Annotated in this window: 20 protein-coding genes; 9 read left to right on the forward strand and 11 right to left on the reverse strand. The window is 55.6% G+C overall.

Annotated elements, in window-relative coordinates; genetic code table 11:
- Window positions 1-22: 22 nt before the first annotated feature.
- The 4 genes from nrdE to F3J28_RS19760 all read right to left on the reverse strand — a co-directional run bounded on the left by nrdE (window position 23) and on the right by F3J28_RS19760 (window position 4,046).
- Complete coding sequence (nrdE, locus tag F3J28_RS19745; protein WP_166879022.1) at window positions 23-2,167, reverse strand: class 1b ribonucleoside-diphosphate reductase subunit alpha; 2,145 nt, start codon at window positions 2,165-2,167, stop codon at window positions 23-25.
- Window positions 2,140-2,550 carry a class Ib ribonucleoside-diphosphate reductase assembly flavoprotein NrdI gene (nrdI, locus tag F3J28_RS19750; RefSeq protein ID WP_008458227.1) on the reverse strand — a complete coding sequence of 137 codons (411 nt, stop codon included), beginning with the start codon at window positions 2,548-2,550 and terminating at the stop codon, window positions 2,140-2,142. Before nrdI ends, nrdE begins: the two co-directional genes overlap by 28 nt.
- Window positions 2,547-2,783 carry a glutaredoxin-like protein NrdH gene (gene nrdH, locus F3J28_RS19755; RefSeq protein WP_166879025.1) on the reverse strand — a complete coding sequence of 79 codons (237 nt, stop codon included), beginning with the start codon at window positions 2,781-2,783 and terminating at the stop codon, window positions 2,547-2,549. The genes nrdI and nrdH overlap by 4 nt, the downstream gene beginning before the upstream one ends.
- Before the next feature lie 831 nt (window positions 2,784-3,614).
- Entirely contained in the window at window positions 3,615-4,046 is a 432-nt protein-coding gene (locus F3J28_RS19760; RefSeq protein WP_166879028.1) for a carboxymuconolactone decarboxylase family protein, read from the reverse strand.
- Between the two features lie 87 nt (window positions 4,047-4,133).
- Here F3J28_RS19760 and pdxR point away from each other — a divergent pair, with 87 nt between their 5' ends.
- Window positions 4,134-5,510, forward strand: a complete 1,377-nt coding sequence (gene pdxR, locus F3J28_RS19765; protein WP_166879031.1) for a MocR-like pyridoxine biosynthesis transcription factor PdxR — start codon at window positions 4,134-4,136, stop codon at window positions 5,508-5,510.
- A gap of 71 nt (window positions 5,511-5,581) precedes the next feature.
- Here the strand turns inward: pdxR and F3J28_RS19770 are convergent, their stop codons facing one another.
- Entirely contained in the window at window positions 5,582-5,911 is a 330-nt protein-coding gene (locus tag F3J28_RS19770) for a DUF883 family protein (RefSeq protein ID WP_008458223.1), read from the reverse strand.
- 160 nt (window positions 5,912-6,071) lie between these two features.
- Here F3J28_RS19770 and F3J28_RS19775 point away from each other — a divergent pair, with 160 nt between their 5' ends.
- Window positions 6,072-6,416, forward strand: a complete 345-nt coding sequence (locus tag F3J28_RS19775; RefSeq protein WP_008458222.1) for a DUF2002 family protein — start codon at window positions 6,072-6,074, stop codon at window positions 6,414-6,416.
- A gap of 43 nt (window positions 6,417-6,459) precedes the next feature.
- On the opposite strand, the gene F3J28_RS19780 is transcribed toward F3J28_RS19775, so the two are convergent.
- Window positions 6,460-6,915: an L-alanine exporter AlaE gene (locus F3J28_RS19780; RefSeq protein WP_039297511.1), complete on the reverse strand. Its 456-nt coding sequence runs from the start codon at window positions 6,913-6,915 to the stop codon at window positions 6,460-6,462.
- 351 nt (window positions 6,916-7,266) lie between these two features.
- Here F3J28_RS19780 and F3J28_RS19785 point away from each other — a divergent pair, with 351 nt between their 5' ends.
- The gene (locus tag F3J28_RS19785) at window positions 7,267-7,554 is read left to right on the forward strand and encodes a DUF2623 family protein (protein ID WP_166879035.1); all 288 of its coding nucleotides are present in this window, start codon (window positions 7,267-7,269) and stop codon (window positions 7,552-7,554) included.
- Window positions 7,555-7,667: 113 nt separating this feature from the next.
- Here the strand turns inward: F3J28_RS19785 and F3J28_RS19790 are convergent, their stop codons facing one another.
- The 3 genes from F3J28_RS19790 to F3J28_RS19800 form a co-directional block, all read right to left on the reverse strand.
- Window positions 7,668-7,847 (reverse strand): GDFGVC terminal motif YodC-like protein, encoded by a 180-nt coding sequence (locus F3J28_RS19790; protein ID WP_008458219.1) that lies wholly within the window; start codon window positions 7,845-7,847, stop codon window positions 7,668-7,670.
- A gap of 90 nt (window positions 7,848-7,937) precedes the next feature.
- Entirely contained in the window at window positions 7,938-8,462 is a 525-nt protein-coding gene (locus F3J28_RS19795; RefSeq protein WP_166879037.1) for a rhodanese family protein, read from the reverse strand.
- A gap of 8 nt (window positions 8,463-8,470) precedes the next feature.
- Entirely contained in the window at window positions 8,471-8,773 is a 303-nt protein-coding gene (locus tag F3J28_RS19800) for an ArsR/SmtB family transcription factor (RefSeq protein ID WP_166879040.1), read from the reverse strand.
- Window positions 8,774-8,838: 65 nt separating this feature from the next.
- Between F3J28_RS19800 and F3J28_RS19805 the strand changes: the two genes are divergently transcribed.
- The 4 genes from F3J28_RS19805 to F3J28_RS19820 all read left to right on the forward strand — a co-directional run bounded on the left by F3J28_RS19805 (window position 8,839) and on the right by F3J28_RS19820 (window position 12,572).
- On the forward strand, window positions 8,839-9,453 hold the full coding sequence (locus tag F3J28_RS19805; protein WP_166879043.1) for a histidine phosphatase family protein: 615 nt from the start codon (window positions 8,839-8,841) through the stop codon (window positions 9,451-9,453).
- Window positions 9,454-9,634: 181 nt separating this feature from the next.
- Window positions 9,635-10,225, forward strand: coding sequence for a cupin (locus F3J28_RS19810; protein WP_166879045.1), 591 nt, complete (start codon window positions 9,635-9,637; stop codon window positions 10,223-10,225).
- Window positions 10,226-10,267: 42 nt separating this feature from the next.
- Window positions 10,268-11,332, forward strand: a complete 1,065-nt coding sequence (locus tag F3J28_RS19815; RefSeq protein ID WP_166879048.1) for an aldo/keto reductase — start codon at window positions 10,268-10,270, stop codon at window positions 11,330-11,332.
- A gap of 76 nt (window positions 11,333-11,408) precedes the next feature.
- Window positions 11,409-12,572 (forward strand): MFS transporter, encoded by a 1,164-nt coding sequence (locus tag F3J28_RS19820; protein WP_166879051.1) that lies wholly within the window; start codon window positions 11,409-11,411, stop codon window positions 12,570-12,572.
- 13 nt (window positions 12,573-12,585) lie between these two features.
- Here the strand turns inward: F3J28_RS19820 and F3J28_RS19825 are convergent, their stop codons facing one another.
- Entirely contained in the window at window positions 12,586-13,497 is a 912-nt protein-coding gene (locus tag F3J28_RS19825; protein ID WP_166879054.1) for a LysR family transcriptional regulator, read from the reverse strand.
- 238 nt (window positions 13,498-13,735) lie between these two features.
- Between F3J28_RS19825 and mgrA the strand changes: the two genes are divergently transcribed.
- A complete protein-coding gene (gene mgrA / locus F3J28_RS19830) occupies window positions 13,736-14,770 on the forward strand; it encodes an L-glyceraldehyde 3-phosphate reductase (protein ID WP_166879057.1) in 1,035 nt (344 codons plus the stop codon).
- 45 nt (window positions 14,771-14,815) lie between these two features.
- Here the strand turns inward: mgrA and F3J28_RS19835 are convergent, their stop codons facing one another.
- Window positions 14,816-15,781 carry an AraC family transcriptional regulator gene (locus tag F3J28_RS19835; protein WP_166879059.1) on the reverse strand — a complete coding sequence of 322 codons (966 nt, stop codon included), beginning with the start codon at window positions 15,779-15,781 and terminating at the stop codon, window positions 14,816-14,818.
- A gap of 81 nt (window positions 15,782-15,862) precedes the next feature.
- Between F3J28_RS19835 and F3J28_RS19840 the strand changes: the two genes are divergently transcribed.
- Entirely contained in the window at window positions 15,863-16,894 is a 1,032-nt protein-coding gene (locus F3J28_RS19840; RefSeq protein ID WP_166879064.1) for an SDR family oxidoreductase, read from the forward strand.
- Window positions 16,895-16,896: the final 2 nt, after the last annotated feature.

Raw genomic sequence — 16,896 nt, forward strand, 5'->3', positions numbered from 1 at the left:
TCCTTTAGCCTGGTACTTTGCGTTATAGCGCGCAGGACACGCAGCCCTGCACCTCGGTGCCTTCCAGCGCCAGCTGCCGCAGACGAATGTAGTAGAGCGTTTTAATGCCTTTCTTCCAGGCATAAATCTGCGCTTTATTGATGTCGCGGGTGGTGGCGGTATCGCGGAAGAACAGCGTCAGCGAAAGCCCCTGGTCAACGTGTCGGGTGGCCTCGGCGTAGGTGTCGATGATCTTTTCCGGGCCAATATCGTAGGCGTCCTGGTAAAACTCAAGATTGTCGTTGGTCATAAACGGGGCGGGGTAGTAAACACGCCCGGTTTTACCCTCTTTACGGATCTCAATCCGGGAGACAATCGGGTGGATGCTCGAAGTCGCGTGATTGATGTAAGAGATTGATCCCGTTGGCGGGATAGCCTGCAAATTCTGGTTATACAGGCCGTGCTCGCGTACGTCGTCGCATAGCTGCTGCCACTGTTCACGCCCTGGAATCACAATCCCTGCTTTGGCAAACAGCGCCCGGACTTTCTCCGTTTTTGGCTCCCACGTTTGTTCGAGGTACTGTCGGAAATATTCGCCGCTGGCATAGCGCGACTGTTCGAAACCGGCAAAACGCTGCTGTCGCTCCCGGGCTAAAGCGTTGGAAGCGCGAAGCGCGTGCCAGGTGATGGTGTAGAAATAGATATTGGTGAAATCCAGCCCTTCGGCTGAGCCGTAGGCAATCCCCTCGCGCGCCAGGTAGCCGTGCAGGTTCATTTGCCCGAGGCCAATAGCATGGGAGGCGGTATTCCCGGCTTCAACCGACGGCACCGAGCGAATATGGCTCATATCAGACACCGCCGTCAGGCCGCGAATGGCGGTCTCCACGGTGCGGCCAAAATCCTCAGAATCCATGGCATGGGCGATGTTCAGCGAACCAAGGTTGCAGGATATGTCTTTGCCCGTTTGCGCGTAATCCAGGTTTTCATCGTAGGTCGAGGCGCTGTTTACCTGCAAAATTTCCGAGCAGAGGTTACTCATGTTAATACGCCCGGCAATCGGGTTGGCCCGGTTAACCGTGTCCTCAAACATGATGTACGGGTAGCCGGACTCAAACTGGATCTCCGCTAGCGTCTGGAAGAAGTCGCGAGCGTTGATCCAGCTCTTACGAATCCGATCGTCCTCCACCATTTGCTGATAAAGATCGTTGACGCTGATGTCGCCAAACGGCTTGCCGTAGATTCTTTCCACGTCGTAAGGCGAAAACAGCGCCATCTGCTGATTGGTTTTGGCGAGCTGGAAGGTGATATCCGGAATAGTCACCCCGAGCGATAGCGTTTTAATGCGGATCTTCTCATCGGCATTTTCCCGCTTGGTATCGAGGAAGCGCAGGATATCCGGGTGATGCGCGTTGAGGTAAACCGCCCCCGCGCCCTGGCGTGCGCCAAGCTGGTTGGCGTAGGAAAACGCGTCTTCCAGCATCTTCATTACCGGGATCACGCCCGATGACTGGTTTTCAATGCGTTTGATGGGCGCCCCGGCTTCACGCAGGTTGGAAAGCAGGAAGGCAACGCCGCCGCCACGCTTAGAAAGCTGGAGCGCCGAGTTAACCGCGCGGCCAATCGACTCCATATTGTCTTCAATCCGCAGCAGGAAGCAGGAAACCAGCTCGCCCCGCTGCTTCTTACCGCAGTTGAGGAACGTTGGCGTGGCAGGCTGGAAACGGCCGCTGAGCATCTCTTCCATCAGGCGCGTGGCAAGCGGCTCATCTCCCTGCGCCAGGGTCAGGGCCACCATGCACACACGGTCCGGGAAATGTTCCAGATAGTGCTTCCCGTCCCAGGTTTTCAGGGTGTAGCTGGTGTAGTACTTCCACGCGCCTAAAAAGGTCTGGAACTGAAAGCCGCTGCCGTGCGCTCTGTCGAACAGTTCAAGGATAAACGAGCGCGAATAGCGGGTTAACACGGCATCGTCGTAATAGTGCTCGGCCACCAGATAGTCCAGCTTCGCCTGCAGGCTGGGGAAGCTGACGGTGTTCGGTAAGACGTGCTGTGCAAAGAAACTTTCCACGGCCTGTTTGTCTTTATCAAACTGGATGTTTCCCTCTTTGTCATAGAGGTTGAGCATGGCGTTCAGGGCGTGGTAGTCCACGCTTTCCGTTGCTAAACGGACTGCTTCTGTCGTTGCCAAAATTCGCTTACTCCCTTACGCACGTTGTCGATGTCTTGCGGGGTGCCCAGTAGCTCAAAACGGTAGAGGTAAGGCACCTGGCATTTTTGTGAAATGACGTCCCCGGCCCGGCAAAACCCTTCGCCAAAACTGCGGTTACCGCTGGCGATAACGCCGCGGATCAGCGCGCGATTATTCGGGTTGTTCAGGAAGCGGATCACCTGCGGCGGTACCGCCCCGGCAATGCCGCCGCCGCCATAGCTGGGCACGATTAAAATGTAGGGTTCCGTCACTTCCAGGCGCGCTTTTACCTCCAGGGGAATGCGTAAGGCGGGTAGCCCCAGACGTTCGATAAAACGCAGGGTGTTTTCCGACTCGCTGGAGAAGTAGACGAGGGTGCTCATGCGCTGGCAGCAACGCACAGGCGATTGATCATATCCGGGCGAAAACCACTCCAGCTTTCGGCTTCTGTTACCACCACCGGCAGCTGGCGGAAGCCTTTGGCTCTCAGGTCGTCAGCCGCCTCCGGACACTGATCGAGGTTGATCATGTCGAAGGCAAAACCCCGGCTCTCCATCGCCCGTTTTGTAGCATGACACTGAACACAGTCATCTTTAGTGTAAATAGTAATGCGCATGATTCGTATTTCCCTTTAGAATAATGGAACGCCGCATAAAGTGGACTGCGGGTGGTGTGTTCGTACTGAAAGAAATACTAGATGTTGATTTTAAAATTTGCAACCACGCAAGATATAGTGTTTCTGTGATTTTTTGTAGGGGATTGAAAAGTGTAGGGGAAGGGGGATCTTTTTCAGCAGAAAGAGCTTTATCTATGAAAGAACGGTTGAGATTCCGTTCACTCGTAATCCTGTTTCCTCTGCACGTTCAAAGCACGTGAAAGTGTCAGGTGGCATTACGCCATGCCTCTGACAACCCCCGGCGCCCGGCGAGCTCATCGCCGCTGAAGCGGTAAACCCACCGGTTATCACCCAAACATTCGGGGTCGTTCACGATTCGTTCCCGACGATCGCTCTCTTTCGCTGTTCCCGACAGCTCAACCCTGTCTGAGTTGGGTCATAGCCGGGGGCGCTGAGAGCCGGGGACAAATCTCCCCTCACCCCGGCCCTCTCCCCAAAGGGGCGAGGGAGAAAACAAAAGCCACGGGAAACATTGTTTATTCCCTCTCCCTTCCAGGGAGAGGGTTAGGGTGAGGGTAAAAGAAGCAGAGACGTTGTGACTGAGAGCGTCGGGAACCCATCTCAGCCGACCCAGGACTGGGAGATAAAACGGAGGTCTGCCGATCACGCGGTCGATTTATTTGGCCGGGAGTCCGGGTTCTTAGGGGGGGACGGTGACTCCCCTAAGACGTTCACTGGTGCGGGGGCTGTATATAAAAAAGGCCTGGAAGTGAACGTAATATTCTCCAGGCTACATAGAACGTGTTTGTGTCTCAAAGACAAAAAAATCTCTTACTGCCGCATCCCAATCGCAACGCGGTTAAACGCATTCATCATGCTGGCCGCCAGGGTCAAATCTACAATCTCCTCGGCGCTGAAAAACTGCAGCAGCGGCTGGTACACATCATCTTCGGCATTGCTGTCGGCAATCAGGGTGAGCGCTTCTGCCCATGCCAGCGCCGCACGCTCTTTCTCCGTGAACTGGTGGCTGACTTTCCAGCCCGCCAGTGAATCCAGCTTCACCGGGTCAACGCCGGATTTACGCAGCGCTTTGGCATGCATCTCCAGGCAATAGGCGCAGCCGTTAATCTGCGACACGCGCAGGAAAACCAGCTCGATCAGCTCGTTGCTCAGGGGGCCATTTTCCAGCCCCTGCAGCGCCTGCCGCATCGGTTTGATCACGTTGGGGGAGAGTTCATAGTAAGGCTGACGTAATTCGATCATGGTGTGGCTCCTCAGGTTGGTGTGAGGGCAATTTACCACTATGATGGACTATCAAATAGAGCCATAAATTAACTAAAAAACCAGACCATGAAACAAAAATTTGCGCCGCTTACCGTGGCCTCTCATCCTGCTCAGCCGCGCTACCAGCAAATTGCCCGTCAGCTAAAGCAGGCGATAAACAGCGGTGAACTGGCGGCAGGGAGTCGCCTGCCGTCCAGCCGGACGCTGGCGCTAGAGCTGGGGGTTGCCAGAGCCACGGTTGAGAACGCTTATGGCGACCTGGTGGCTCAGGGCTGGCTGGAGCGGCGTGGGCAGGCGGGCACTTTTGTGAGTCCATCGGTGAAGCACGATCCCGGTGGTCAAAACATTTCGGCCGCTCACCCGCAGGGCGCGCCCAGGCCTTTTCAGATGGGGCTGCCCGCGCTGGATCTCTTCCCTCGGGCTATTTGGGCGAGGCTTATGGGGCGGCGTTTGCGGCAGCAAACTCGTTTTGACCTGATGCTGCCGGAACCCAGCGGGGAAGCCTCATTGAAGCAGGCGATTGTGGATTACCTGCGCTTCTCCCGCAGCATTGACTGCCAGCCGGAGCAAATCTTTATTACCCCCGGATTCCAGGCTGGTATTGCCCTGATACTCGCTACGCTTGCGCGGCCCGGGGATGGCATCTGGCTGGAAGATCCGGGCTACCGCTTTGTTCGACCTGATTTTGTAAAAGCGGGGATGGCGATCCGGGCGATCCCCGTGGACGATGAGGGCATGCAGGTTGATTACGGCGTGAACCATTTCCCCAATGCCCGTTTTGCACTTTTGACGCCTGCGCACCAAAGCCCGTCAGGCGTGGCGCTCTCTCTTTCACGGCGACACGCGCTGCTGGAATGGGCCAGTCGGGAACAAAGCTGGATCATTGAAGATGATTACGACAGCGAGTTTCGCTACCACGGCAAGCCCTTGCCGCCGCTAAAAAGCCTGGACAGCCCGCAGAGGGTTATTTACGCGGGGACTTTCAGTAAGTCGATGTTTCCGGCCCTGCGTGTTGCATGGCTGGTGGTGCCTTCCCACGCGGTAGACGATTTTCAGCGTCAGGCTCGCAGGCAACCCTGTACCGCTCCAATTCTTATTCAGCAGGCTATCGCCGATTTCTTGCGGGCAGGGCATTTCTGGCGGCACTTAAAAAAAATGCGTCAGTGCTACGCCGAACGCCGGTTATGGCTCGAGGAGGCGCTACGTGAGCAAGGGTTTACGGTTGTGCCTCAGGAAGGCGGCATTCAGATGGTGATGCAAGTCGAAGGTGACGAGTTGATTATCGAGGGCAAAGCCAGAGCCGCAGGACTTGCCGTCCAGGCACTCAGCCACTGGCGAATTGAACATCATGGGCCCGGTGGTTTGCTGCTGAGTTTTACCAATATCAGTTCGTATGAAATGGCCCAGCGCTATGCGCTTCAACTGCGGTTGGCCATAAAGTAAAAACCCCGGCGAATGGGGCCGGGGTTACAACGCGCATTTAGTCTCATTTATCGACTGTTAAACGCTTGGGGTTAGCGGCGTGACACCAGCAATGCCCCAAGGACAATACCTACCGCCGCGCCAATCCCCACGCTCTGCCAGGGTTTATCGCGAACATAGGAATCTGCGCAGCCAACAGCATCTCGCGCGGCTTGCGTCACTCGGCCCTGATTACCGTTAATCCTTGCACGGGTCTCTTTCAGAAGCGCTTCGGCTTTTTTACGTGCGGCATCAACTTCATCTTTCGCATCGCTACCGAAGGATTTCAGTACATCTTCCAGCGTATCTGCCAGCTGACTGACATCGTTATTGATTTCGTCTACCTGATCGTCAACGTTATTTTTGTTTGCTCGGCTAGCCATTATTGTCTCCCTTTCTAAGATGTAACGCTAAGTGTAGACCATGGATTTTAGTTATGGGGCGGCGCAAAGCCTTTGCCGGCCTTTCTGGACAATTCCGAAAGCGTTGCCAATGCTGCTTATTGTATGGTTGCGATGCAGTAAATGATGACGAGGAAAATCTATGTATTTACGACCGGATGAGGTGGCCCGAGTGCTTGAGAAATCGGGTTTTACCATGGATGTGGTAACGGCAAAAACCTACGGCTACCGTCGTGGTGAGAATTACGTTTATGTTAACCGCGAAGCGCGCATGGGGCGTACCGCTCTGATTATTCACCCTACCCTGAGAGAGCGCAGCCAGTCGCTGGCCGAACCGGCTTCAGAGATGAAAACCTGCGATCACTACCAGCAGTTCCCGCTCTATCTTGCCGGCGAAACGCACGAGCACTACGGTATTCCGCATGGTTTCAGTTCCCGTATTGCGCTGGAAAGATATCTGACAGGGTTATTTGGCGAGTCTGAATAAGTGAACGACTGGCTTCAGGCCAGTCGCCTTTGCATGTTGGGACTCAGGCGCCCGCTTTCACGCCCATCTGGCCGCTGACGCGAAACAGTCGGCGGCAGAAATCCAGGAAGTAGCCGTAAGCGGCACCCATCATCATCGACACCAACAGGTTCGAGGTCACGGCGGCCACAATCTGGTGCCAGTCAGCGCCCACGCTCCATAAAATCAGCACGTAAACCGGGGACTGGAAAGTCACATAAGCCAGCACGTCAGCCAGGTTTTTCGCCCAGCTCGCCGGGGTCAGGCGGCGCGCGGTACGCATAAAGGCATCGCGGTAGAAACCATAGGGCCAGGCGATAATAATGTTGACCGGCACGGCGACCAGGCGGGAAGAGAGCGACTGCTCGAAGGTCATGCCTGAGAGGAAGATCTCAATCATCATGTTCACTACCGAGCAATACACTACCATTGCAAAAATATCTGCGGCGGCATGGCGTAAGCGTGACTCAGGGGAAAACATAATGTTGACTCCGGTTTAAAAGTAGTCGCTTGCGCTACTTTTATGGCTAATTATTGGTGTTATAAAACATGTAAATCACTGGGCGTAGAGTATGTCACTGCAATGTTTTCATCAATTAGCTATAAATTTTTATTTATAGGTTTTTTGTCGATAAAGTGCGTTGAAACACACTTTGCCGCTGGCATTTCCTGATTTTGTGGTTCTCATTTTAATTTTCTGATGATTATCAAAGAGATGATTTAACTGTGTCTTAAAGCACAAAATCCCCCTAAAACCCTGGGTTTTAGGGATACCCATCGCGGATAAAATCGTTATATAATTATTTATATAGCGAGTGATAAGGAGTCGCTGATGGATAACCATTTTGGTAAGGGGCTGATGGCCGGAATGAAAGCCCGACAGGCCGACAGCGCGCTTAACGTGGAGCGTTTTTGCGCGGATTACAAACGCGGATTTGTGCTGGGCTTTACTCACCATATGGCCGAGCAGACCGGCGATCGCCAGCGCGCAGCCTGGGAAGCCGGGGTGCTAACTCGCCGCTATCAGCTGGATAAAGAGTCGGTGGCTGACTTTCTGAAAGAGGTCAACGCGGACGTTGTGGTTCGATGTTTCTTTGCGGGTTATGAGAAGGGCTATTGATTGCTGGCCTGGATTGCCGCCGTGCCCGGTTGTTTATGAATGGCGACGACAAGGATAGGGGCACTTTTATTGAGAAGAACGGCGTGATTAACCTCACGCCGTTTTTTTGTCGTTTAGCAAACGCCGAAATCGCCTTCTTCCTGGTACAGCGAAACCGAATCTGCTTTCAGCGTCAGTTGATCCGCACCTAAGGTCGCGGCCGGGACGCAAATCAAATCCTCTCCCTGAACCTCGACCACCTGTAGCTTAGGGCCGCCCTGTTTGGGCTGCACCACATCACCTGGTTTGAACATAGAAAAACCTCTGAATGCTAAGGGAATTTAATGCGGTTTTGCCGCCTGATAACCATAGATCAGAAATTGAGGCGGATAAAGCAAGATACGCTAACGGCGGTTCCACGGCAGCCAGGCCAGTAGACGTGCCATACCGCAAAATCCGCTGATACCTGCGAACAATAAACCTGCTCCAACAAAGCCGGAAAGCAGGAAAAATCCGCTATTTACACTGTACCCGAGCACGACCCCAAGCAGGATTAACGTCCCCGCCACAATTTGTACCTGCCGCATGATTGGCAGGGGCTGGCTTTTATCCGCCAGAATCTCCTGCCCGCCTTTTTTCCATGCTTCGAGGCCCCCGGCCAGCAGCATGACCTGGGCCGGTTCGGCAAGCGCCGCCAGCTTTTGGGCATGCTGAGAAGAACGCATTCCGGACTGACAGTGGAAAATCACCACGTCGTGAGGATCTAGCGGCCCCAGCCTGGCGCCGTTTTCAATGGCAGAAAGCGGCATCAGATGCGCTTCGGGAATGTTCTCGCGGGCATGCTCATCCGGCTCGCGGATGTCGATCAGCGCGGCACCGCTGGCAATGAGCTTTTTCGCTTCTTCTGGCAAGATGGTTGAAACTGGCATGGTACTCCTTAGGGACAATAAATCGCTTTCAGGGCGGCAATGACTTCGCGTACCGCGCTCTCTTTAATGAAATAGAGCACCCGCTGAGCGCTGCGTTTATATTCAATCAGCCCTTCATCTTTCATTTTCGCCAGGTGCTGAGAGGTGGCCGACGGGCTTAGCCCTGCGGCGGCGGCCAGTTCCCCGGCGCCGGTGCCGGGGGAGTCGAGCAGCAGGCACAGAATGAGCAAACGCTTCGGGTTGCTCATGGCTTTTAGCAGTTTGGCGGCTGCCTCCGCGCTGGCCTGAAGTTGGGAGAGATCGGGTTGCATATTTTTATTTTAGATAATTCTAAATTAAGTAAATGCTAAATTAAAACGTTAACAAAGGAAAGCGTGTGCGAGTAATTTTGGTCCGGCATGGGGAAAGTGAAGGCAATCAACAGGGCATGATTCAGGGCAGACTGGAAAGCCCGCTCACCGCCCGCGGTCTCCGGCAATGCCTTGCGCTGGCTGCGGCCCTGTCTGAATTCCCTGTGACTCAGGTTTACACCTCGCCGGCTTTGCGGGCGCAAAACACCGCCGGCGTGCTGGCCGGCCACTTTACCTGCCCGATAACAACGGATGAAAGGCTGCATGAACGCCATTTTGGTTTGCTGCAGGGGCTGACCCTGGACGAGGCCCGGAGACAATACCCCGCCGCGATGCGCCAGTTGTCCGTCGGCGACCCTCTGCCACGGATCCCTCAGGGAGAATCCGTCGCTGAGGTCAGCCATCGCCTGCTCGATTTTTTTAAAACATTGCCGCTTTCAGACGTGGATGACGCCGTGGCCGTCGTGACCCACGGCGCGGCGCTGGAAATTCTTCTCTGGCAGCTGAAAGGTGCGGCCCCGGGGGAGGAGCTTAGCCGCTACGGCCAGCAAAACTGCAGCTATAGCCTGCTGGCCGTCACCGCTTCGGGGATCGAGTTACAGCGCTGGGGCATAGGCACCCATTTATTGAACGCCAACTGACGGGCCTGACAAACTGCGTTGATTTTATTTTTATCCCACGCCCTGAATATGCTATCTCCAGAATAGATAATTCCCATCTAAATAATCTACTTAAAAAATAAATCCTTCTGGCTATGCTAGACAGGTACCAACGGCGCTGGCGCATTTCTTTTTTCTGACCACAACGCGGGAATACATTGCTATGGCCACATTCGACAGAAGAGATTTTATTAAATCGGTCCTGGTTGCCGGGGCAGGAATATCGCTCACGCCCGGCCGCGGCTGGGCCAGTTCGGGCATCACCCCGGAGGCCACATTAATTATCGCCAACGGCTGGGTGCCCAATAATTCAAGGCTGCCGGTTTTGCATTACAGAAACGTGGTGACCCGGGGAGATATTGCCTCCGGCATGGAGGCGATTTTTGCTGCGAATCAGTGGTTTCCGCAATGGCGAAACGGGGTTTATGACTACCACCACTACCACTCAACGGCGCATGAGGTACTGGGGTTTGCAGGCGGCACGGCGCGCCTGATGCTGGGGGGCCCTGAGGGGCATGAAGTGACGGTCAACGCCGGGGATGTGGTGCTGTTGCCCGCAGGGATTGGGCATTGCCGCCTGTCGGCCAGCGAGGATTTTCTGGTGGTCGGGGCTTACCCGGCCGGGCAAAGCTTTGATATTTGCCGGGAGGCGCCCACCGCCGAAATGAAGGCGCGGATGGCCTCCCTGCCGTTTCCAAAAAACGATCCGGTAAATGGCCTGGCGCCAGATATTACCGCTTACTGGAAGGCATAACGCCATAAATTGGCAGTGAATGATATTTTTACGGGAGTCACCATGCAGTATGTCAATCTGGGCCAGTCCGGCCTGCAAGTCTCGCAATATGTACTCGGAACCCTGACTTTTGGCGGCGATTTTGGTTTTGACCGCGCCGGTAGCGTGGACGTGAAACAGGCCACCTCGATGATCGCGCTCTCCCGCGAGGCGGGGATAAATGCGATTGATACCGCCAACCTGTACTCTTTTGGCCAGGCGGAAAGCATCCTGGGCGAGGCCCTGCAGGGGCAGCGCAACGACTGGCTGCTGTTCAGCAAAGCCCGGTTTCGCATGCATGAAGGCCCGAACGGCAGCGGGGCATCGCGTCAGCATCTCATCCCGCAGGTGAATGCGTCCCTCACCCGGCTGAAAACGGACTGGCTGGATTTCTTTTGGATCCACGGCTGGGACGGCGTAACGCCGGTAGAAGAGACGCTGGAAGTGATGGATTCGCTGGTGCTGGCCGGTAAAATCCGCTACTGGGGCGTGTCTAACTACAGCGGCTGGCAGCTGGCGAAAACCAAATATCTGGCGGAGAAACTGGGCTATACCGTGCCGGTGGCCCAGCAGATTTATTACACGGCGGAAGGCCGTGACGCTGAATATGAGCTGCTGCCGGGGGGCAAAGAGATGGGGATCGGGTCGATGATCTGGAGCCCGCTGGGGGAAGGCTTGCTTACCGGGCGCATAGACCGCGAGACGCCGCCGCAGGACGGTACCCGGCAGGGCTCGACGTGGACCGAGCCGCATATCAGCGATCGTGCCCGGCTCTACCAGGTGATTGACGTGTTGAAGGAAGTGGCGGCGGAGTGCGGTAAAACCGTGCCACAGGTGGCGCTGGCGTGGGTCAGGCAGCGCCCGAACGTCGATACCCTCGTGTTAGGGGCGCGAAACGAGGCGCAGCTAAAGGAAAATATTGCCTCCATTCACCTGACGCTCACCGAAGCACAGATGTTGAAAATCGAAGCGGCGGGGCGCCCGGCGGCCATTTATCCGTTCTGGCATCGCGCTCAACTGGCTCTGGATCTGCCGTCACCGGCGGAAAAAACGTATCTGGAAGGATGGCGCGAAATTCAGGGGCTGTAAGTCGCCCAGGGTTGCGCTGTAATCTAAGAGAGGCCCTGGGCCTCTCTTTTCTGTTATGAAAATTAAGTCAAAAATTATGCAATCCTATAAAAAATCGGCGCTGACGCTGTTTGCGCTCTATTTCACTAACGGGGTTATTTTCTCTACCTGGGGCGTTTTTATTCCCTGGCTGAAAGAAGCCCACCAGGTGAGTAACAGCCTTTTATCCATCGCGCTGTTTTCGATGTCGCTGGGGGCAATTCTGGCCATGAAACGCCTCGGGCTGTGGGTCTCATCGATGGGGGCCAAAAAAGCTATTGGGCTGTTCAGCGTGCTTTATCCGTTAAGTTTATGGCTGGTATTTCTTAGTCCTTCCTTCGCGGCCTCATGCCTGTTACTGATGGCGTTTGGCCTGTCTCTGGCAGTGCTTGACGTGGCGACTAACGTGGAAGCGACGGCTGTGGAGCGGGCCAGCGGGCATAAATTTATGTCGAAGCTGCACGGAATGTTTAGCCTCGGGGGAATAGGCGGGTCGCTGGCAGGCTTGCTGTCGCATCGGCTCACATTCTCGGCGCTTTACTACCTATCCGTCGTGCTGATTGCGGCCGCGGTAGTCTCTTTTCTGCTGGCCAGAACGCTGCCTGAAACGGCGCCGGCCGTGGAAGACGCGACGGCAGAGGTCAGGCAAACTGATGGAAAACTGTCGCTTTGGGTATTAGGGGTGTTGGCTTTCCTGGCTTTGCTGTGTGAAGGGGCCATTTACGACTGGAGCACGCTCTATATGCAGGAGTTTCTTCACCCTGAACAGAGCCGCGCCTATTTAGGCTACGCCTTTTTCTCGGTGGGGATGACGGCCGGGCGTTTTAGCGGCGACACGCTCCGTCGCGCAGTACGCGAGAAAACGCTACTGTCGCTGATGGCCACGCTGGGGTTTATTGGCATGAGTATCGTGCTGCTGTCGTCCTCGCCCGGCAATGCGTTGGTCGGCTTTTTACTGCTGGGGCTGGGCATTTCGACGCTTGTGCCGCTGATGTTTATTATTGCGGCCTCGCAGGGGGAAGGCGATGCCAGTAAAGAAATCGCGCTGGTGACCCGCATGGCCTATACCGGCATGTTGCTGGGGCCGGTAATAATCGGTGCTTTGAGCGGGTGGCTTGGGCTGCAGCTTGCTTTGTGGCTGGTGGCTATTCTGCTGGCCGGGATTGCGCTGACCGCCAAAGCGAGGCGCCTCTCTGTACCGCCAGCCGCAAATGGTTCCTGACGAACCCGGAAGATCAGGCTTCTTCTTCTGCCGGGCCTAAAATGTCCAAAAACTCTTGTACCGGGCGGTCGTGAACCTTCAGGCTGCCCGGGCTGTCGCTCAGCCAGACCACGGCCAGCTCCCAGCATAGGTCTGCGTTGCTGATCTTCCGTCTCGTCAGTCTGTTCCCGCGCGCCATAACCACCTCTTCCGGGAGCAGAGCCACCCCCATTTTCCGCTCTAAAAGGCTGAGCAGCGTATCGAGATCGCTGACTTCAAAGGTGATTTTTCGGCTTAAGCCCCGCAGGGCAAAGCAGCCGTCATTGACCTTGCGCGTGCCCTGGCCCGATTCAAAGTCGATAAATGACAGGCCGGCAAGCGCTTCCATCGCGATGGCTTCTCCCTCTGGGGGCAGGCCGGGAAAATCGTGGGCGAAGGCCAGCACCATTTCGTCGCAGGCGATGATGCGCGAGGCCAGCCGGTCTGAGACCTCTTCCACCGGCATAATGGCGAGACTGATTTGCTGGTTTTGGATTTTTTCATTTAGCCTTTCAGAAGAGCCCTGGCAAAGCTTGACCTCAAAATCGGGAAACTTGCGGATAAATGTCTCCAGCAATTCGGGGAGATCAATAAACGGCGGCACGCTTTGTACGGTGCCAATGGACAGCGTCCCGGTTTTTAAGGAGACAATCGCATCCACTTCCTGGACCGCTTTATCCACGTAATGGCCGATGGTGCGGGCATAGTGCAGAAATACTTTCCCGGCCATGGTCAGGCGAACTTTGCGCGTGGAGCGAATAAACAGCGGGGTGCCCAGCTCTTCTTCCAGTTGCTTGATAGAGGTGGAGAGCGCCGACTGCACGATATGCATGCTGAGCGCGGCCCGGGTAAAATTTTCATGTTCCGCAACGGCAATAAAATGCCGAATCTGGCGCAGCTCCATCATTTATCTCCAGTAAAGATTAATGCAATCTCAATAATGAATTTTACAGATTAACGATACGCTGCGAAAATAGATTTCGCAATGAGTATTTATCTCGCCCTAAATATTCATTCATTGATTAATCCCTTTTAAATAACTCCGGTGATTTGTTGCCTGGTATTTACCTCTGCTCGATAAGTTTTGCATTATTCATTTAATGCGAACTTGCCCTTGATATTTTCTTCACCATGAGGAATGCGTTATGAATTATAGTGCGTCGCCATCTCGCTACAGTAATAATATGCAGTACCGTAAAACGGGGAAAAGTGGCCTGGCGTTACCGCTTATTTCGTTGGGGCTATGGCAGAACTTCGGCGGGGTGGATGTTTTTGAAACCGGCAGGGCTATTCTGCGTCACGCTTTTGATAACGGCATTACCCACTTCGATCTCGCGAATAATTACGGCCCACCGGCGGGGTCGGCGGAAGAGAACTTTGGCCGCTGGATGGCGAAAGATTTTGCCCCTTACCGTGACGAACTGATTATTTCCACCAAGGCTGGGTGGGATATGTGGCCTGGCCCCTACGGCGGCCCAACGGGCACGAAAAAACACCTGATTGCCAGCTGCGAGCAAAGCCTGAAGCGAATGGGGCTGGACTATGTCGATATCTTCTATAGCCACCGCGTGGATGCCGATACGCCGCTGGAAGAAACCATGGGTGCGCTGGTGCAGCTGCATCGCCAGGGCAAAGCGCTCTACGTGGGGATCTCGTCTTATTCCCCGGAGCTGACCCGTCAGGCGGCGCAGATCCTGGCCGAAGAGAAAGTCCCGCTGTTCATCCACCAGCCGAACTACTCCATGCTGAACCGGACTATCGAGCACGGGCTGCTGGATGTGCTGGCTGAGTTGGGCAGCGGCTGCATTGCTTTCTCACCGCTGGCGCAGGGCATGCTGACGTCAAAATATCTGAATGGGATGCCACAGGGCGCGCGTGCCGCCGGTGAGGGTTCCCGCGTTGCAGGCATGCTGCATGCCGAGAATCTCAACAAGATACGCGCACTGAATGCCGTGGCGGAAAGCCGCGGGCAGACGCTGGCGCAAATGGCTATTGCCTGGGTTCTGCGTGACTCACGAGTCACCTCTGCCCTGATTGGGGCGCGTACCGTTGAGCAACTGGCGGACTCGCTGCAGGCGCTGGATAACCTGGCGTTCAGTGCACAGGAACTGGCTGAGATCGATCGGTATGCCACCGAAGGCGGCGTGGACTTATGGCGAGTCTCTTCGCAGATCAAATAGCGAGTTTTACTGGTTTACGCCGCGACCGTGCGGCGTTTTTTGTTTCTAACTTACCGTGCTTCGGGCGGCGTTTCTCCAGGCTTTTGGCGACAGCCCGGTTTCGCGCTTGAAGGCGTTGCTAAAAGCGCTTTCCGAGGTATACCCGAGCGACTGGGCCACCATGGCGATTTGATCCGCCTGTTCGCGCAGCGCTTTCTCAGCCAGCCGCATGCGCCACTGGGTAAGATAAGCTACAGGCGTAATGCCCGATACGTTACGGAAATACTCCGCAAATGTGGTGCGCGACATGGCGCAGGCTTTGGCGAGCTCTTCCAGCCGCCAGCCGCGTGCCGGGTTGGAATGAATAAGCCTGAGTGCCGGCGCAAGACGGGCATCTCCCAGCGCGCGCAGCAAACCTGCCGGAAGCGAACTGCTGGTTTGCAAATGGGCGCGAAGAATCTGAATAAACAGCAACTGCGAAAGCTGCGCGGAGGCGAGCTGGGTGCCGGGCTGGGCCGTTTCTCTTTCGACAATCAGCTGATCGAGCAGCCAGCGGAACGAACTCGCCTGCGGGGATATGGCCGGGATGTGGATCCACTGTGGCAACACCTGAGCAAGCATCTGCCCGCGATTAGGATCCAGCAGGACGTGGCCACCCATATACTCAAACTCTTTCCCTTCCCCCAGAGCGGCGTAGTTCCGCTCTCCGGCCTTAAAAACGCTCATGGCATCGACCGGTTTGATTTCCGGTGAGCTGGCGACAATAAACGCCCGCCTGGCATTCAGCAGGCCGACGTCGCCGGTGCAAAAATGTATCGGTTCCGGGTGGCCTTCGAGCATCACCCAGCAACTGCCTTTGACGATGGCGAAGAACTTGATTTTATCCGGCGGGGGGAAGTGAAGCGCCCAGTCGCCGCCCGCGGTAAAGCCGCCGGTGACCAGCGACTCTGCGTCGGCAAACTTGAGGATTTCAGAAAACGGGTCGGTATGCATTTCCGTACTATTACGCAAGTAGAACGGACTATCAAGCATTCAAAATCCGACTGGCTGGTTTTATTCTGCGCAGCAAGTGAACGTATACCGCCTGCTTGCCAGGCCACAGAGGACAGAAGCATGACACAAGATAGCGTATTGGTTACCGGCGGAACCGGATTTATTGCCCAGCACTGCATCATTACGCTGCTGGCTAAAGGCTATGAAGTTCGCACCACCGTGCGTTCCGCTGACCGTAAAGCAGAAGTGCTCAACAACCTGAAAGAGGGCGGCTGTGAACCGGGCGAACGTCTCTCCTTTTTCGTTGCAGATTTAATGGAGGATGAAGGCTGGGCTGAAGCGATGGCCGGGTGCCGCTACGTGATGCATGGCGCATCGCCGACGCCTTCAGGTAACCACGCCACCGACGAAGACTGGATCAAACCTGCGGTAGACGGCAACCTGCGAGTGCTCCGCGCCGCAAGCTTTGCTGGGGTTAAGCGCGTCGTCCTCACCTCAGCCTTTGGGGCCGTTGGCGTCGGGCACCCGGCAAGCCATCGCCGTCCGTTTGATGAAACGGACTGGAGCGACGTGTCCGGCAAAGTGTGGCCCTATCAGAAATCGAAAACGCTGGCGGAAAAAGCCGCCTGGGACTTTGTGGAGAAAGAGGGGCGTGGCCTGGAGCTGTCGGCGGTGAACCCGGTGGCGGTGATGGGGCCGGTATTGGGACCTGATTTTTCACACTCCACGCGGCTGGTAAAAAACATGCTGGATGGGCAAAAAGGCAACCCGAACATCAACTCTTGCTTTGTGGACGTGCGCGACGTGGCCGACTTGCACTGGTTGGCGATGACGCACCCGGCAGCCAACGGCGAGCGCTTCCTTGCCAGTTCCGGCCAAAGCCTGCTGATGGTTGAGGTAGCGAAAATCCTGCGTAAACACCTTGGTGACGCCGCCAGCAAAGTCTCCACCCTCGCGCTGCCGGACTGGATGGTGCGCCTGGCGGCGCACAAAAATCCGGGCATGAAAGGATCGCTGACTTTGCTGGGCGTGGACATGAACGTGACCAATGCGAAAGCGGTGAACCTGCTCGGCTGGGCACCGCGTTCCCCGGAGGAGGCGATTGTCGCCACCGCCGAAAGTTTTATTCGCCTGGGCTTACTGGAAAAATAAGC

This window comes from Enterobacter sp. Ap-1006, assembly GCF_011752835.1.
Classification (GTDB): domain Bacteria; phylum Pseudomonadota; class Gammaproteobacteria; order Enterobacterales; family Enterobacteriaceae; genus Cedecea.

Coding starts and splice junctions, on each gene's coding strand:
- nrdI (WP_008458227.1), bottom strand. CDS start 2,550: ATGAGCACCCTCGTCTACTTCTCCAGCGAGTCGGAAAACACCCTGCGT.
- nrdH (WP_166879025.1), bottom strand. CDS start 2,783: ATGCGCATTACTATTTACACTAAAGATGACTGTGTTCAGTGTCATGCT.
- F3J28_RS19760 (WP_166879028.1), bottom strand. CDS start 4,046: ATGATCGAATTACGTCAGCCTTACTATGAACTCTCCCCCAACGTGATC.
- pdxR (WP_166879031.1), top strand. CDS start 4,134: ATGAAACAAAAATTTGCGCCGCTTACCGTGGCCTCTCATCCTGCTCAG.
- F3J28_RS19770 (WP_008458223.1), bottom strand. CDS start 5,911: ATGGCTAGCCGAGCAAACAAAAATAACGTTGACGATCAGGTAGACGAA.
- F3J28_RS19775 (WP_008458222.1), top strand. CDS start 6,072: ATGTATTTACGACCGGATGAGGTGGCCCGAGTGCTTGAGAAATCGGGT.
- F3J28_RS19780 (WP_039297511.1), bottom strand. CDS start 6,915: ATGTTTTCCCCTGAGTCACGCTTACGCCATGCCGCCGCAGATATTTTT.
- F3J28_RS19785 (WP_166879035.1), top strand. CDS start 7,267: ATGGATAACCATTTTGGTAAGGGGCTGATGGCCGGAATGAAAGCCCGA.
- F3J28_RS19790 (WP_008458219.1), bottom strand. CDS start 7,847: ATGTTCAAACCAGGTGATGTGGTGCAGCCCAAACAGGGCGGCCCTAAG.
- F3J28_RS19795 (WP_166879037.1), bottom strand. CDS start 8,462: ATGCCAGTTTCAACCATCTTGCCAGAAGAAGCGAAAAAGCTCATTGCC.
- F3J28_RS19800 (WP_166879040.1), bottom strand. CDS start 8,773: ATGCAACCCGATCTCTCCCAACTTCAGGCCAGCGCGGAGGCAGCCGCC.
- F3J28_RS19810 (WP_166879045.1), top strand. CDS start 9,635: ATGGCCACATTCGACAGAAGAGATTTTATTAAATCGGTCCTGGTTGCC.
- F3J28_RS19815 (WP_166879048.1), top strand. CDS start 10,268: ATGCAGTATGTCAATCTGGGCCAGTCCGGCCTGCAAGTCTCGCAATAT.
- F3J28_RS19820 (WP_166879051.1), top strand. CDS start 11,409: ATGCAATCCTATAAAAAATCGGCGCTGACGCTGTTTGCGCTCTATTTC.
- F3J28_RS19825 (WP_166879054.1), bottom strand. CDS start 13,497: ATGATGGAGCTGCGCCAGATTCGGCATTTTATTGCCGTTGCGGAACAT.
- mgrA (WP_166879057.1), top strand. CDS start 13,736: ATGAATTATAGTGCGTCGCCATCTCGCTACAGTAATAATATGCAGTAC.
- F3J28_RS19835 (WP_166879059.1), bottom strand. CDS start 15,781: ATGCTTGATAGTCCGTTCTACTTGCGTAATAGTACGGAAATGCATACC.
- F3J28_RS19840 (WP_166879064.1), top strand. CDS start 15,863: ATGACACAAGATAGCGTATTGGTTACCGGCGGAACCGGATTTATTGCC.